The organism is Streptomyces sp. NPDC037288, from assembly GCF_055603265.1.
The window spans coordinates 1-11,683 of record NZ_JBVJVY010000087.1; the positions used below are offsets into that span (position 1 = coordinate 1).

Sequence of the window (11,683 nt, forward strand, 5' to 3'; positions counted from 1 at the left end):
TGGCACGCCCATCGTCTCCGCGCCCCGCACGGTGACGCATCCGTCGCACGAATGGAAGCCAGTCTCGTCCGAGCCCGCACCGGTGAAGGCCCCGTTGGCTGAACTCAGGACGCTCCGGGGCCTGATCCGGCATGTCATTGGCTCTCTCGAACGCCATGGCGGCTCCCACCGAGCACGACCCAGAGATTCCTGTCCGCATTCTCCCGGATCTCACCCCACTTCCACCCCCTCCGCTCACCTGATGACCGCCACCGCCTACCGCACCGAGATGACCAACCGCTTCAGCATCTGCACCAGGTCACCGGAACGACACTCATTGCCACGGGGGCCTGAACCAGACACCACCGACACCACCGGCATACCTCAACGCACCTACCACATAAGCAACGTGACGAGCCCAGAAAGGGTACTGACCCCATGCCTCGTCTTCCCAACGCCCATTTGAGGCAACTGATTGAGGCCGCGGGATGGAGCCCGGTCCAACTGGCCCGCTGCCTGTGCAAGATCGCTGGAGAGCATGGACTTGATCTGACCTGCCATGACACTACGGTGCGGCGCTGGCTCGCTGGCACTCGCCCCCGGAACCCATACCCCACGCTGATACTGCAGTGCCTCTCCCGCCAGCTGGGTAGACGAGTCACGGCGCAAGAGGCCGGGCTGACCTCAACTCCGGCCGTTGTTGTGGATCCCTCTTGGGAGGCCGATCCCGTGCGCAAACTCACCCATCTCACCCATGCCGAGCTCAATTCCCACCGCCACCTCCTGCTCGACACGAGCGTCGTAACGCTCACCAGCCTTTCCTTGCCCCAGCTGGCCACGCTCCCCAGCCCACCTTCCCGGCCTGGGGACCCACGACCAGATCTGCCCCACGCAGGGCAGCGGGAAGTCGACCACCTCCGCGCAATGGCAGGGATGTTCTGGGCGACGGCCGACGAGTACGGCGGACAGCACGTCCACGCGGCCCTGGCCGCCTACCTCATCCATGACGTCCTGCCCCTGCTGAACACGCCCGCCCGTGAACACACCCACCACGAACTGCTGACCGCCACCGCCCAGCTCACCTTGCTGATGGGAACAATGTGCGCCGACAGCGGCCACGACACCGCCGCCCAGTACTACCACCAGCTCGCAGCCCGCCTCGCCGCCGACGCCGGCGACCACGCAACCCTCGCCATCGCCCTGCGCACCATGGCCACCCACGCCCACGACCTGGGCAACCACACCCCGGCCGTCCTGCACCTGATCGAACACGCCGACCAGCACGCCCGCCACGCCAGCCCCACAGTCCGCGCCTACACCCACATACACCTAGCCGCCATGACCGCCCACCATGACCGCCACGCCGCAGTGACCGCCCTCGCCCACGCAGAAGATCTCCACGCAAAAGCGGCTGCTCCCCCCGGACCCTTCAGCAGTTACCCAGCAAGCGCCCTGCACTACCAGCGCGCACAAACCCTGGCCGCCCTTGGGGACCACACCACCGCGCTAGCCGCACTGACCTCATCCCTGCGCATGCGCGACCCCACCGACAAGCTCCGCACCGCCCTCACCCAAGCCCGCCTCGCCGAAAGCCACCTGCGGCTCGGTCACCTGGAACAAGCCCTCCTGCACTGGAACTCCTTCATGGACGCCTTCCCCACCCTGCACTCCACCCGAGCCCTTCGATGCCTACACACCGCGTACCGAAGCCTGCGGCCCTTCCAACGCCACCCCGCCGTCAGTGACGTGCTCGCCCGAGCCAGGTGTTATCAAGTTGAGGGGCGGGGTGCGATGATCTTGGTGTAGATCGTCGTGGGAGGGGCCTGCTGGTGGACAGCGCTGCACCGTCGTATAAGGGCTTCCGGTTCCCGCCGGAGGTGATCGCGCATGCGGTCTGGCCGTACCACCGTTTGCCTCTGTCGTTCCGTGATGTGGAGGAGCTCCTCTTCGAGCGCGGCATCCAGGTGTCGTACGAGGCGATCCGGCTGTGGTGCGAGCGGTTCGGCCCCGCATACGCCGCCAGGCTGCGCCGTCGGCAGCCCCGCCCGGGGGACCGGTGGCACCTGGACGAGGTCTTCGTCAAGGCCAACGGCCGGCTGCGTTACTTATGGCGCGCGGTCGACCAGGACGGGAACGTGCTGGACATCCTCGTGACCGACAAGCGCGATACGAAGGCCGCCAAGAGGTTCTTCCGCCGGCTCCTCAAGAGCACCGAAACCGTGCCCCGGGTGATCGTGACGGACGGGCTTCGCTCCTACGGCGCCGCCCACCGCCAGGTGCTGCCGTCGGTCGAGCACCGCAGCTCGAAATACCTCAACAACCGGGCAGAATACTCCCACATCCCCACCCGAGAGCGCGAGCGGCGCATGAAGGGCTTCCGCCACGTCGTCACCGCCCAGAGATTCCTCGCCTCCTTCTCCCGGATCTCACCGCACTTCCGTCCCACCGACACCTGCACCTCCCCTCCTATTGTGGAGACCGTGACCGGAGGGATAGTTGGGGGTCGTGGCATCCAGGAAGCGGATCTACGACGCCGAGTTCCGTGAGGGGACGGTACGGATCGTGACGGAGACCGGGAAGCCGATTCCATCCGTCCCGGGACGCTGCACAGCTGGGTGTCGCGGGCCCGGCGCAACGGGTGGCCGTCGTCAGACCGGCCGGTGGCCGAGCCGTCTGGTGGCCGGCTGCGAGAGAGCGAGCGGGCCGAGCTGGAGCGGCTGCGGGCCGAGGCCAGGGAGAAGGACAAGCGCATCCGCGAGCTGGAGATGGAGCGTGATGTGTGCAAGCGATTCGTGGCCTTGTGGGTGAAGTAGCTGAGGTGGACCCGGCCGTGGCGGTCGGGGTGATCAGCAGCTGCAAGGCCGAGGAGGGCATACCGCATCGCGTCGCCTGCCGGGCTCTGGGGGTGTCGGAGTCGTGGTACTACAAGTGGCGCGACCGGCCGCCGACCGAGCGGGAGATGCGCCGGCAGCACCTGGTGGAGGAGATCGAGGAGATCTTCCGCTGCTCCGGGGGCACTTACGGCTCGCCGAAGGTGTTCATCGAGCTGGTGCGCCGGGGCTGGCGGGTGTCGGTGAACACCGTCGCGAAGCTGATGGCCGAGCTCGGGCTGGTGGGCCGGAAGGTCAAGCGCCGCCGGGCGCTGACCAGGCCGGGCAGGCGGCCGGCCGCCCCGGACTTCGTCCGCCGGGACTTCACCGCCGAGGAACCGGACCTCCTCTGGGCAGGCGACATGACCGAGATCGACACCGGCGAGGGCAAGCTCTACCTGGCAACGGTGATCGATCTGTTCTCCCGTCGGCTGCTCGGCTACGCGATGGGCGCCCGGCACGATGCCGAGCTGGTGGTCGCCTCACTCAACATGGCCGCGGCCACCCGGGGCGGCGGCGTCCGCGGCGTGATCATGCACACCGACAGGGGCAGCGAATACTGCTCCCGGAAATTCAAGCAGGCCTGCCGCAAGCTGGGCATCGTGCAGTCGATGGGCAGAGTCGGATCTTGCTTCGACAACGCCGTCAGCGAGGCGTTCAACAGCGTCCTCAAGGTCGAGTACGTCCACCGGCACACCTTCCGCACCCGCACCGAGGCCCGCATCAAGATCGCCACCTGGATCACCAACTGCTACAACACCAGGCGGCTACATAGCCGTATGCGGGTTCAACAGCCCGATCGACTACGAACGCGAGTACCGGGCCACCCTCGCAGAGGGACTGACTGCATAGATCGTCTCCACACTGCGAGGGGATTGACACTCCCTCGTACGCCGGCATGGCCTCACCTGCCGGGCGCGGGGCGCGTGCGATGCGCAGCCCGAGGTCATCGAGCGTGCACTCGCGGCGTACGGGGAGGTATTCGGCAAGGTCCGTGGAGCCGACGGTCATCGTGCTGCCCTTCCTGGCTCAGTGAGTGCGAAGCGTGTGGACCAGCGCGACGCCGAAGGCGAGGACCACGAGGCCGGCCAGCACGATCGTGATGACCGCTTCCGTGATCCGGGTCCGCCGCGGCGGCTTCGGTGAGGTCATGAGCGTCCGCCTCCTTGGTCGCTGGTGACGTTGCCGGGATTCCGGCGCGGCTGACGGGGCGCGACGGGGGCCGTGGTGATCGCCAGGTCCCCCGTCGGAAGGAGCGGCGGGTCGTCGCCGCGGATCAGGGCGGAGAGCCCAGGTAGGCGGCGGGGACGCTTTTGCATCTGGGCGTAGCGCCGTCCCTGGGTGTCACGGGTGACGCGGACCTGGTGCCAGCCCAGTTCCTCCCGGAAGTAGCACGCCAGCCGGTTCTCCGGGACCGAGCAGCGCACCCACCGCAGATCAGCGCCGGTGCGCCGGGCGGCGTAGTCGAGCACCCACAGGGTCATCAAGCGCGCCAGCCCGGCCCCGCGCTGGTCGGGATGGGTGTGCATCATGGCCAGGCTCATGGACGCCTCGGCGCGCTCACTGGCGGTCCAGGCCCACTCCGGCGTGGTGGCGCGCAGGACGACGCAGCCCACGACGTCGTTGTCCTCCGCGAGGAGCATCAGCGCCATGTCGTCGCCGGTATTTCCGATCAGCACACGCAGGGCGATGCTCTCTGTGGGTAACAGGCCGCGCCGGCGAGCCCAGTCATCGCGCGCTCTCAGGAGTTCGTGGACCACCGGGCGGTCGTCGTCGGTGGCCGGGCGCATCTCGTACACCAAGATCTCGTCTCTCTTGAGGGCCGGGCAGCAGGTCACGGCGGCCGCACTGCGCGGAAGGAGAGTTCGCCGCTGCGGCGTGGGAGAAGTCGCTTCGGCTGTCGCGAGCGCGGGTGAGCTCGTTGCACAGGACGGCGAACCGCAGATCCTCGGCGTCCGCGAGACGCTGCATGGCGGGTGCCGGCCATCGGCGGCGCGTCGACCGCTGTGCGAGACAACGCGTTACCCTGCGCAGTGCAGAGGCAACCCAGCGCAGGAAGTTGGCCGGCGCCGGGGTACGTCGGCTTCCCAGAGCGACGTTGCCTGCCGAGTTCTCCCGGCGCCGGGCACAGGGTCGGACCTGCCGTGGCTGGGTGCCGCTTCTCTGCGCAGGTCCGACGTCCGTTGAAGAAGATCGTGGCATGACGCGGCGTCTTTCACAGGCGAAGGCGGCAGAAGCGGCGGCCGTGGTTGTCAAGGTCATCGGCGCCCTTCCGGCACGGCCAGAGCAATGAACGCGAAATGCTCCTCGAACCAGTCCAGTTGCTCTGCGTACTCGTCGTGGCAAGGGCTGATGACGGAGTGCGTGAGCACCACGACGCCGTCGGCGTACCCGGCCCGGATCTGCCTGCGCACGTGGCCCCACCCGGGCCGGGCCACGGAAGTGGTCCAGCCGTGGTGGTGGTCTGTGAAGGACTCGCCGGCCCGCCAGCCCTGTCCCACGGCGAAGACACGCGCCGCATCCAGCGAGCGCTCCGGTTCCTGCCCACCCACAGCCAGCGCATACAGGCACACCCGCGGCACCCGGCTCCTGGCCCGCAGATCCGCAACGATCCGCTCAAGATTTTCGCGACGGTCCTTGGCAAGCCGGGCGTACGGGTCGGGCTCGACATGGACCTTGTCGGGGTACATCTGGACGTCGAAGTCGCGCTCCCGGTCCATCCAGTCCTGGGACTGGCGGCGGGTCGGGTGAGGGGCACTGGCCAAGCGCGGCTGCCCGCCGCCTGCCCGCCCGGTGGTCATCGGTCGCCGCCCACGAACAGCTCAGTCCAGCAGCTCTTGCCCCACGGCCCCCGCGTCGGATGGGAGCCAAGCAGGTCGCAACCCCAGCGGTCAGCGAGGGCGTCCACCAGGCGCAGCCCTCGGCCGGTCTCGGTCTCGGCATCCACGGGGCGCAACTCGGGCAGGCGGCCAGGTGCCTTGTCGACGACTGCCAGCCGCACCCAGTTCGGCGCGGGCCGAGCGACGATGACGCGGACACTGCGACTGCTGGTGTGGGTGATGGCGTTCGTGAAGAGCTCGGAGATCAGCAACGCCGCCGTCTCCGCCTGACCGCCCAGGCCCCATGCACACATCGCCTGACGCGCGAGGCGCCGCACCTCTTCCACGACTTCCGGGGTGGCGTCCTTGGTGACGTTGTAGCCGGGATGGCCGATCGCGGCCGGTCGTGCGGCGGTCATCGTCACGCTGCACCCCCGAGTTCGAGGTACGTCCGCAGCTGTTCGGCGTCCCAGTTGGCCGAGTCGCCGTTCCGCGCGGCGAAGGCACGGGCCTGCGGGCTTATCGGCCTCGTGCGGACGACGGCCGGGACCGTGCTCTTGGTGGTGCTGTCGGGCTGCTCCTGGAGGGCATGTGTGGTCATCGCGGCGCCTCTGCTCGCGGACAGTGGTTTTAGGAGGTGTGCCTGCCCGCGACGGGGGACGCCGGCAGGCACACCGGAAAGAGCGTGACGCATCGTCATTTCATGATCGTCTGACAACGGTGCGTCACCGCACTCGCAGAATGCACCCGTGAGCCCTGAAGTTGCAACCGTGGGGTTTTGAATCGCACGGAAGAAAATCTGTTCCCCATCGACGCACACACCCGGATCCAGGCACACTGCACCCGTGGGGGCCGCATCCACACCCGAATAGGCAGCGCCTACACCCAAGAAGGGCTCCGCTACACCCTGACCGACGATCAGATACCTGAGAGGAGAACGGTGATGCCCACTGTTGCGCTGGTCCCCACCGTCCGCCGACGGCGTCTCGGAACCGCACTGCGAGCACACCGAACACAGGCCGGTGTAGGACTGGAGGACGCCGCGGCGGCCATGGGATGGGACCGCAGCAAACTATCCCGCATCGAGACAGCCAAGGGGCGCATCCGGCCGCCCGACGTGGTCCGTCTCCTGGAGATCTACGGCATCACCGCGACGGAAGACGTCAGTCCCCTTGAGGAGCTTGCCCGCGACGCGGGCAAACAGGGCTGGTGGCAGACATACAGCGGGGTCATGGCGTCCTCGTACGCAGATCTCATCTCGCTTGAGTCGGACGCCGAAAGCGTCCGTGAGTGGTCACCACTCCTCGTTCCCGGCCTACTTCAAACCGCCGCCTACGCACGCGAGACCATCGCCGCGCACGCCATCACCCGAACCCAGGGCGAGATCAACGCACTTGTCGAAGTCCGGCTCACACGACAGTCCGTCCTGGCAACACGACCAGACCGTCCGCCGCTGAAGCTTTGGGCGGTCATCGGTGAGACCGCCCTGCATCAGCGGTTCGCCACCCGACCGGAGACCATGAGAGAGCAGATCCAACGGCTGATCGAGAAGACGGAGGCGCCCAACGTCACCATCCAGATCATGCCGGTCAACGCCACCCCGCACCCCGGCGGAACCGGGTCATTCAGCCTCGTCGGGTTCCAACACCCCATGCCTGACGTGGTTCAGGTCGAGAACCTGAAAGGCTCCAACTACGCCGAGGGCAACGACGACGTGACGCTCTTCGACGACGCGTTCGGCCGAATCGCCGGCTCGGCCCTGTCAGTGGATGACTCCCTGGCACTGCTCAAGAAGATGGAGAAGAGGAACCCGCAATGAATGGACCTAGGGCACGCCTGACCGCAGACGACTTGCCCGAAGCCGAATGGACTAAGTCGTCATACAGCGGTGGTGAGGGCAACTGCGTCGAGATTGCTGACCTGCGCCGGACCCGGGCATCGATCGCCGTGAGGGACAGCAAGACCCCCAAGGGACCAACGCTGCTCTTCACACATGAGGCGTTCTCGCAGTTCGCCTGCGACGCCGCACGCAACTATCACGGCGCCGCCTGATCCACACCCCAACCACAGCGGCCCCGCCTCAAGCCAAGTGAGGCGGGGCCGCTTCGCACGTGCGCTGCTTTCACCGTATCTCGCCGTCGCTCGAATCCGCCGCGGATCAAAAGTGACCCGCTCAGTGATCTTCGCCTGAACCTGATCTTGATCTGAGGTCAGGAGGGAGAGGGTGATCTGCGTGGAGTCCCCGAGGCCTACACGGCAGGCCAGCCTGTGACGCTCTTCAGTCCGAACTGCCGAGCCGCCAAGGCCTACAAGAAGATCTGTCGGCAGATGAAGCTGTTCCGATGACCTCTTTACGTCGTAAAGACCCCACAGTGAGACCCTCGGACACCCCGCGCCGGGGGGTCTCCTCTTTACGCCGTAAAGAACGGCAGTAGCGGCAGCGGGCAAGGGCGAAGCGCTCAAGTGATCACTATTGGCTGACGATCCGCAACAAGTACCCCGCAAACCGCCTCAACCCCACCCGGCTCGTGGGAGTGTGAGAACTGCTCAAAGGTGTGGTTCAACCAGGGGAGTGGGACGTGGCTGCGGGGAAGAGTTCGGCACCCCAGCTGACCCGAATGCATCGGGTTCTCATCGGTGTGGTCGTGTTCGGTGCCTTGATCATCGCTGGCATAGGTTTCGCGGGTTCGTACACGGCGGTCCGGGAACTGGCGATCAAGAAGGGCTTCGGGACCTTCGCCTACGTCTTCCCGATCGGCATCGATGCCGGCATCTGCGTCCTGCTGGCCTTGGACCTCCTGCTGACCTGGATCCGTATCCCTTTCCCCTTGCTCCGCCAGACGGCCTGGCTCCTGACGGCCGCCACCATCGCCTTCAACGGCGCGGCCGCCTGGCCCGACCCGCTCGGCGTGGGGATGCACGCCGTGATTCCGGTCCTGTTCGTGGTGGCGGTTGAAGCTGCCCGGCACGCGATCGGTCGTATCGCGGACATTACTGCCGACAAGCATATGGAGGGCGTGCGCCTCACCCGCTGGCTTCTGTCGCCGATCCCCACGTTCCTCCTGTGGCGCCGCATGAAGCTGTGGGAGCTCCGCTCCTACGACCAGGTCATCAAGCTCGAACAGGAGCGCCTCGTCTATCAGGCGAGCCTCCGCTCCCGTTTCGGCCGAGCTTGGCGGCGCAAGGCCCCGGTGGAGTCGCTGATGCCGCTGCGGCTGGCCCGCTACGGCGTCCCTCTGGCCGAGACGGCCCCGGCCGGGCTGGCCGCCGCGGGCATCGATGAGCCGCCGATCCAGTTCACCGTCGAGCGGACCCCCCTTCCGGCGCAGCGGCAGAGCCCCGAGCTTGAGGCTGCCGTCGACCAGGAGAAGGAACTGGCGCAGCTGGATGGTGCTGATGCCCAGATCGAGGAGCACGTGCCAGCCGCGCGCCCCGAGCAGTCGCACGATCTCGGAGATGACGGGAACGTTCAACACCTCGCCGATGCCTATCAGGACTGGATGGCTGCCTTCGGAGTCGAGCCCACGAGTGCACAGTTCGCTCTGTGGCTCCAAGACCGGTACGGCATCGCCACCGCAGCCGGCGGGCCACTGTCTGACGAGCAACTGGAGCCCCTGCTGCGGGTTCTGAGGCAACGCTCCGCAGCACCGGCCGAACCCGCGACCGGCCCTGAAGACATCCAAGGGGTGGACGACGAGTCGTGGGGCGACTACTTCCACAACGCCTGGCGCACGTACGCGCAGCAATACGGTGCGTACCCCGACGCTGCCGCACTCGCCCAGTATGTGTACCAGCGCGACGGCATAACGGGCGCCAACGGACAGCCGGTCACCGGGGCCGACTTGGAGAGCTTCGTCGCTGAATTCCAGGAACGCGCATACCGCACCAGCGCACCGGAACCCGACCCGGGCGCCGCGGAGGAGGCGGGCGCCGATCCCGGCGAGCAGCAGGGCACCGTGCCCGGCCCGGCACCGGAGAGCCAGCAGGAGGCTGCCAGCGCGGGTGCGTACGCAGCTAAGGAACAGCGCGGGCCGAGCGTCAACGCTCCCATCGACGCACAGCCCGCACCCCCCGATCCGGCTGAAGGGGGTGGCCTCACCGTCGTCGACCACTACTACCTCGCGTGGATGGAGTACCAGGCCCGGCACGGTGACGAACCCGGCGCCGAGCAACTATCTGCCTACCTTGCTGAGAAGGGCATGCGCGGTCGGGGAGGAAAACCGGTCAGCCCGTCTACGCTGCGCCGATACCCTCTGTGGTTCCGCATCTACAACGTCTGGGCTGAGCACCGCGTGCGCACTGAGAACCCTGCTGCGGACGCCGTTGCGCAGGACTGCGCAACCCGGGGCATCACGGCCCAGTACAACAAGCCGATCATCCCCGCCCAGGTGACCGAGCAGGCTGACGACTTCGAGCGGCGCTGGCACGCCCTCACCCGCTATCACGCCGACGCACAGCCGTAGACCGTGCCGCACACCCATTGCGCATCCAACCCCACCAGCCGCAGAAAGATGCGCAATCGGAAGGAGGATTGCCATGAGAGCACTCCGCATCGCCCCGGACACCACCCTCACGGAACTCGTCCTCCCCGAAGTGGATGCGCACTCCGCGATCCGTCAGCACGTTGAAACCTCCGGAGCCGTCGACCAGGCGGTGTACCACCCCCGCGCCCTCCTGCACCTGCACGGCGAGGGCCAGCTGATCGGGCTCGGCCAGAACCTCGCCGCATGGGCGCTCGCAAGCGCCTGGCGCGGCATGACCCTGTACCCGCTGCACGGACCCGTCGTCGTCACGGGCCGCACGCCGGACGGGGAAGCGGCCGCACTGGACGACGACCTTGCCGAGCACGCCCGCACGGTGACACAGACCGTGTGGGAAGCACTGACAGAGTGGCGGACCCGGCCGCCCGCCTCGAATGAGGCGGCCATCAGCGAACTGCTCGCCTACGCAGCCCGCGCCGTGGCCTCCAGCCGGTAGCGCGCCATACCGCCCGCCGACCCTGCAGGACCACAGGACCAGCGGAGCGCATCGTCCATGAGGCCAGGGCAGGGGGCGGGCCGGCCCGGGTCCATGACCGACAGGACGTCTCGTACTCGCCCACTACAGGGCGTGCCGCTGTAGGGTCCGCGATTTCGTTGGCACTGGGGCTTGCGGATATGCGGGATTCCGGGTGTGGTGAGCGGCGGGGGTGTTGGTGGTTGGCGAGCAGTCGGTGGCTCCTCCTCGGTCGAGTCGGTGACAGCGAGTGAGGTATCCACCGTCTTGGTGATCGCTGGTGTGCCGGGCGGGGTTCACTGGCTATGTGGTGGGGCGGGTGTCCTGGCCGGTCGTGGTCGGGTGGGTGGCGTGCCAGGCGTCCCAGATTTCTGCGCGGAGTCTGCCGCGTGGTGGTACGTCCATGCCCTGTTCGCGGGCCCAGGCCCGTACCTCGGCCACGTTCGGCGCCGGGGCCACGGACCGGGGCCGCCGGGCGGTGGGGACAGGCGCGCGGGCCGGCGTGGCGGGCAGGTTCTCTGGCGTAGTGGTTGTGAATCCGCGGCGTTCGAGGATGCGGCGGCGTTTGTGGTGCATGCGTTCCAGGAGAGGGACGTCGGCGTCGAGGTAGTCGTGGGTCTCGACGTGGGATTTGCGAGCTTCGGTGTTGCGCATGATGCGGCCGACCTGCTGGATGACCCTGCCTTTGAACGAGATGGGGCTGGTCAGGAAGAGCGTGTCGAGACGCGGTGCGTCGAAGCCTTCGCCGGCGAGTTTGTCGATCGCCAGCAGCACCAGCGGCTCATCGTGCTCCTGGGACAGGGCGGAACGGACCCGGGCGCGTTCGGCCGGCGGCATGCCGCCGTGCAGGATCAGCGGGGTGACGCCGTGCGGTTGGAGGGCTTCGGCGAGCTGGTGGAGGTGTTCGACGCGGTTGGTCAGGGCTAGAGATCGTCTTCAAAGGTTCAGATCCAGAGCAGGATTGAAGCGATGGTGACGGCAGCCTGATAGGACTCGCGGGTCTTGTCGTAGCGAGTGGCC

The 11,683-nt window shown here is 67.5% G+C and carries 12 protein-coding genes and 1 pseudogene; 8 read left to right on the forward strand and 5 right to left on the reverse strand.

The window, feature by feature from the left end; genetic code table 11:
• Positions 1-912 precede the first annotated feature (912 nt).
• The 4 genes from ACZ7GZ_RS40405 (at position 913) to ACZ7GZ_RS40420 (ending at position 3,952) form a co-directional block, all read left to right on the forward strand.
• Positions 913-1,785 carry a tetratricopeptide repeat protein gene (locus ACZ7GZ_RS40405; RefSeq protein WP_471032442.1) on the forward strand — a complete coding sequence of 291 codons (873 nt, stop codon included), beginning with the start codon at positions 913-915 and terminating at the stop codon, positions 1,783-1,785.
• Positions 1,786-1,808: 23 nt separating this feature from the next.
• Entirely contained in the window at positions 1,809-2,525 is a 717-nt protein-coding gene (locus ACZ7GZ_RS40410; protein WP_471032444.1) for an IS6 family transposase, read from the forward strand.
• Between the two features lie 114 nt (positions 2,526-2,639).
• The gene (locus tag ACZ7GZ_RS40415; protein ID WP_471032447.1) at positions 2,640-2,792 is read left to right on the forward strand and encodes a hypothetical protein; all 153 of its coding nucleotides are present in this window, start codon (positions 2,640-2,642) and stop codon (positions 2,790-2,792) included.
• Between the two features lie 5 nt (positions 2,793-2,797).
• Positions 2,798-3,952, forward strand: coding sequence for an IS3 family transposase (locus ACZ7GZ_RS40420; protein ID WP_471032449.1), 1,155 nt, complete (start codon positions 2,798-2,800; stop codon positions 3,950-3,952).
• 45 nt (positions 3,953-3,997) lie between these two features.
• Here the strand turns inward: ACZ7GZ_RS40420 and ACZ7GZ_RS40425 are convergent, their stop codons facing one another.
• From ACZ7GZ_RS40425 to ACZ7GZ_RS40440, 4 genes are all read right to left on the reverse strand, one after another.
• Positions 3,998-4,648, reverse strand: a complete 651-nt coding sequence (locus tag ACZ7GZ_RS40425; protein ID WP_471032465.1) for a GNAT family N-acetyltransferase — start codon at positions 4,646-4,648, stop codon at positions 3,998-4,000.
• A gap of 459 nt (positions 4,649-5,107) precedes the next feature.
• Positions 5,108-5,614 carry a hypothetical protein gene (locus ACZ7GZ_RS40430; RefSeq protein ID WP_471032451.1) on the reverse strand — a complete coding sequence of 169 codons (507 nt, stop codon included), beginning with the start codon at positions 5,612-5,614 and terminating at the stop codon, positions 5,108-5,110.
• 32 nt (positions 5,615-5,646) lie between these two features.
• Positions 5,647-6,087 carry an ATP-binding protein gene (locus ACZ7GZ_RS40435; protein WP_471032468.1) on the reverse strand — a complete coding sequence of 147 codons (441 nt, stop codon included), beginning with the start codon at positions 6,085-6,087 and terminating at the stop codon, positions 5,647-5,649.
• A 2-nt stretch (positions 6,088-6,089) separates the two neighbouring features.
• Positions 6,090-6,269 carry a hypothetical protein gene (locus tag ACZ7GZ_RS40440; protein ID WP_471032454.1) on the reverse strand — a complete coding sequence of 60 codons (180 nt, stop codon included), beginning with the start codon at positions 6,267-6,269 and terminating at the stop codon, positions 6,090-6,092.
• A 177-nt stretch (positions 6,270-6,446) separates the two neighbouring features.
• On the opposite strand from ACZ7GZ_RS40440, the gene ACZ7GZ_RS40445 reads away from it, so the two are divergent.
• The 4 genes and pseudogenes from ACZ7GZ_RS40445 to ACZ7GZ_RS40460 all read left to right on the forward strand — a co-directional run bounded on the left by ACZ7GZ_RS40445 (position 6,447) and on the right by ACZ7GZ_RS40460 (position 10,645).
• Complete coding sequence (locus ACZ7GZ_RS40445) at positions 6,447-7,487, forward strand: helix-turn-helix domain-containing protein (protein WP_471032456.1); 1,041 nt, start codon at positions 6,447-6,449, stop codon at positions 7,485-7,487.
• A 32-nt stretch (positions 7,488-7,519) separates the two neighbouring features.
• On the forward strand, positions 7,520-7,720 hold the full coding sequence (locus tag ACZ7GZ_RS40450) for a DUF397 domain-containing protein (RefSeq protein ID WP_471032459.1): 201 nt from the start codon (positions 7,520-7,522) through the stop codon (positions 7,718-7,720).
• 566 nt (positions 7,721-8,286) lie between these two features.
• A pseudogene (locus tag ACZ7GZ_RS40455) lies at positions 8,287-8,956 on the forward strand (DUF2637 domain-containing protein); the annotation flags it as partial.
• A gap of 1,248 nt (positions 8,957-10,204) precedes the next feature.
• On the forward strand, positions 10,205-10,645 hold the full coding sequence (locus ACZ7GZ_RS40460) for a hypothetical protein (RefSeq protein ID WP_471032462.1): 441 nt from the start codon (positions 10,205-10,207) through the stop codon (positions 10,643-10,645).
• A gap of 321 nt (positions 10,646-10,966) precedes the next feature.
• Here the strand turns inward: ACZ7GZ_RS40460 and ACZ7GZ_RS40465 are convergent, their stop codons facing one another.
• Positions 10,967-11,584 (reverse strand): Lsr2 family DNA-binding protein, encoded by a 618-nt coding sequence (locus ACZ7GZ_RS40465; RefSeq protein ID WP_471032471.1) that lies wholly within the window; start codon positions 11,582-11,584, stop codon positions 10,967-10,969.
• Between the last annotated feature and the right edge of the window lie 99 nt (positions 11,585-11,683).

Excerpts from the sequence above, each read along its gene's own strand:
- ACZ7GZ_RS40405 (WP_471032442.1), top strand. The coding sequence starts at position 913 with ATGTTCTGGGCGACGGCCGACGAGTACGGCGGACAGCACGTCCACGCG.
- ACZ7GZ_RS40440 (WP_471032454.1), bottom strand. The coding sequence starts at position 6,269 with ATGACCACACATGCCCTCCAGGAGCAGCCCGACAGCACCACCAAGAGC.
- ACZ7GZ_RS40460 (WP_471032462.1), top strand. The coding sequence starts at position 10,205 with ATGAGAGCACTCCGCATCGCCCCGGACACCACCCTCACGGAACTCGTC.
- ACZ7GZ_RS40435 (WP_471032468.1), bottom strand. The coding sequence starts at position 6,087 with ATGACCGCCGCACGACCGGCCGCGATCGGCCATCCCGGCTACAACGTC.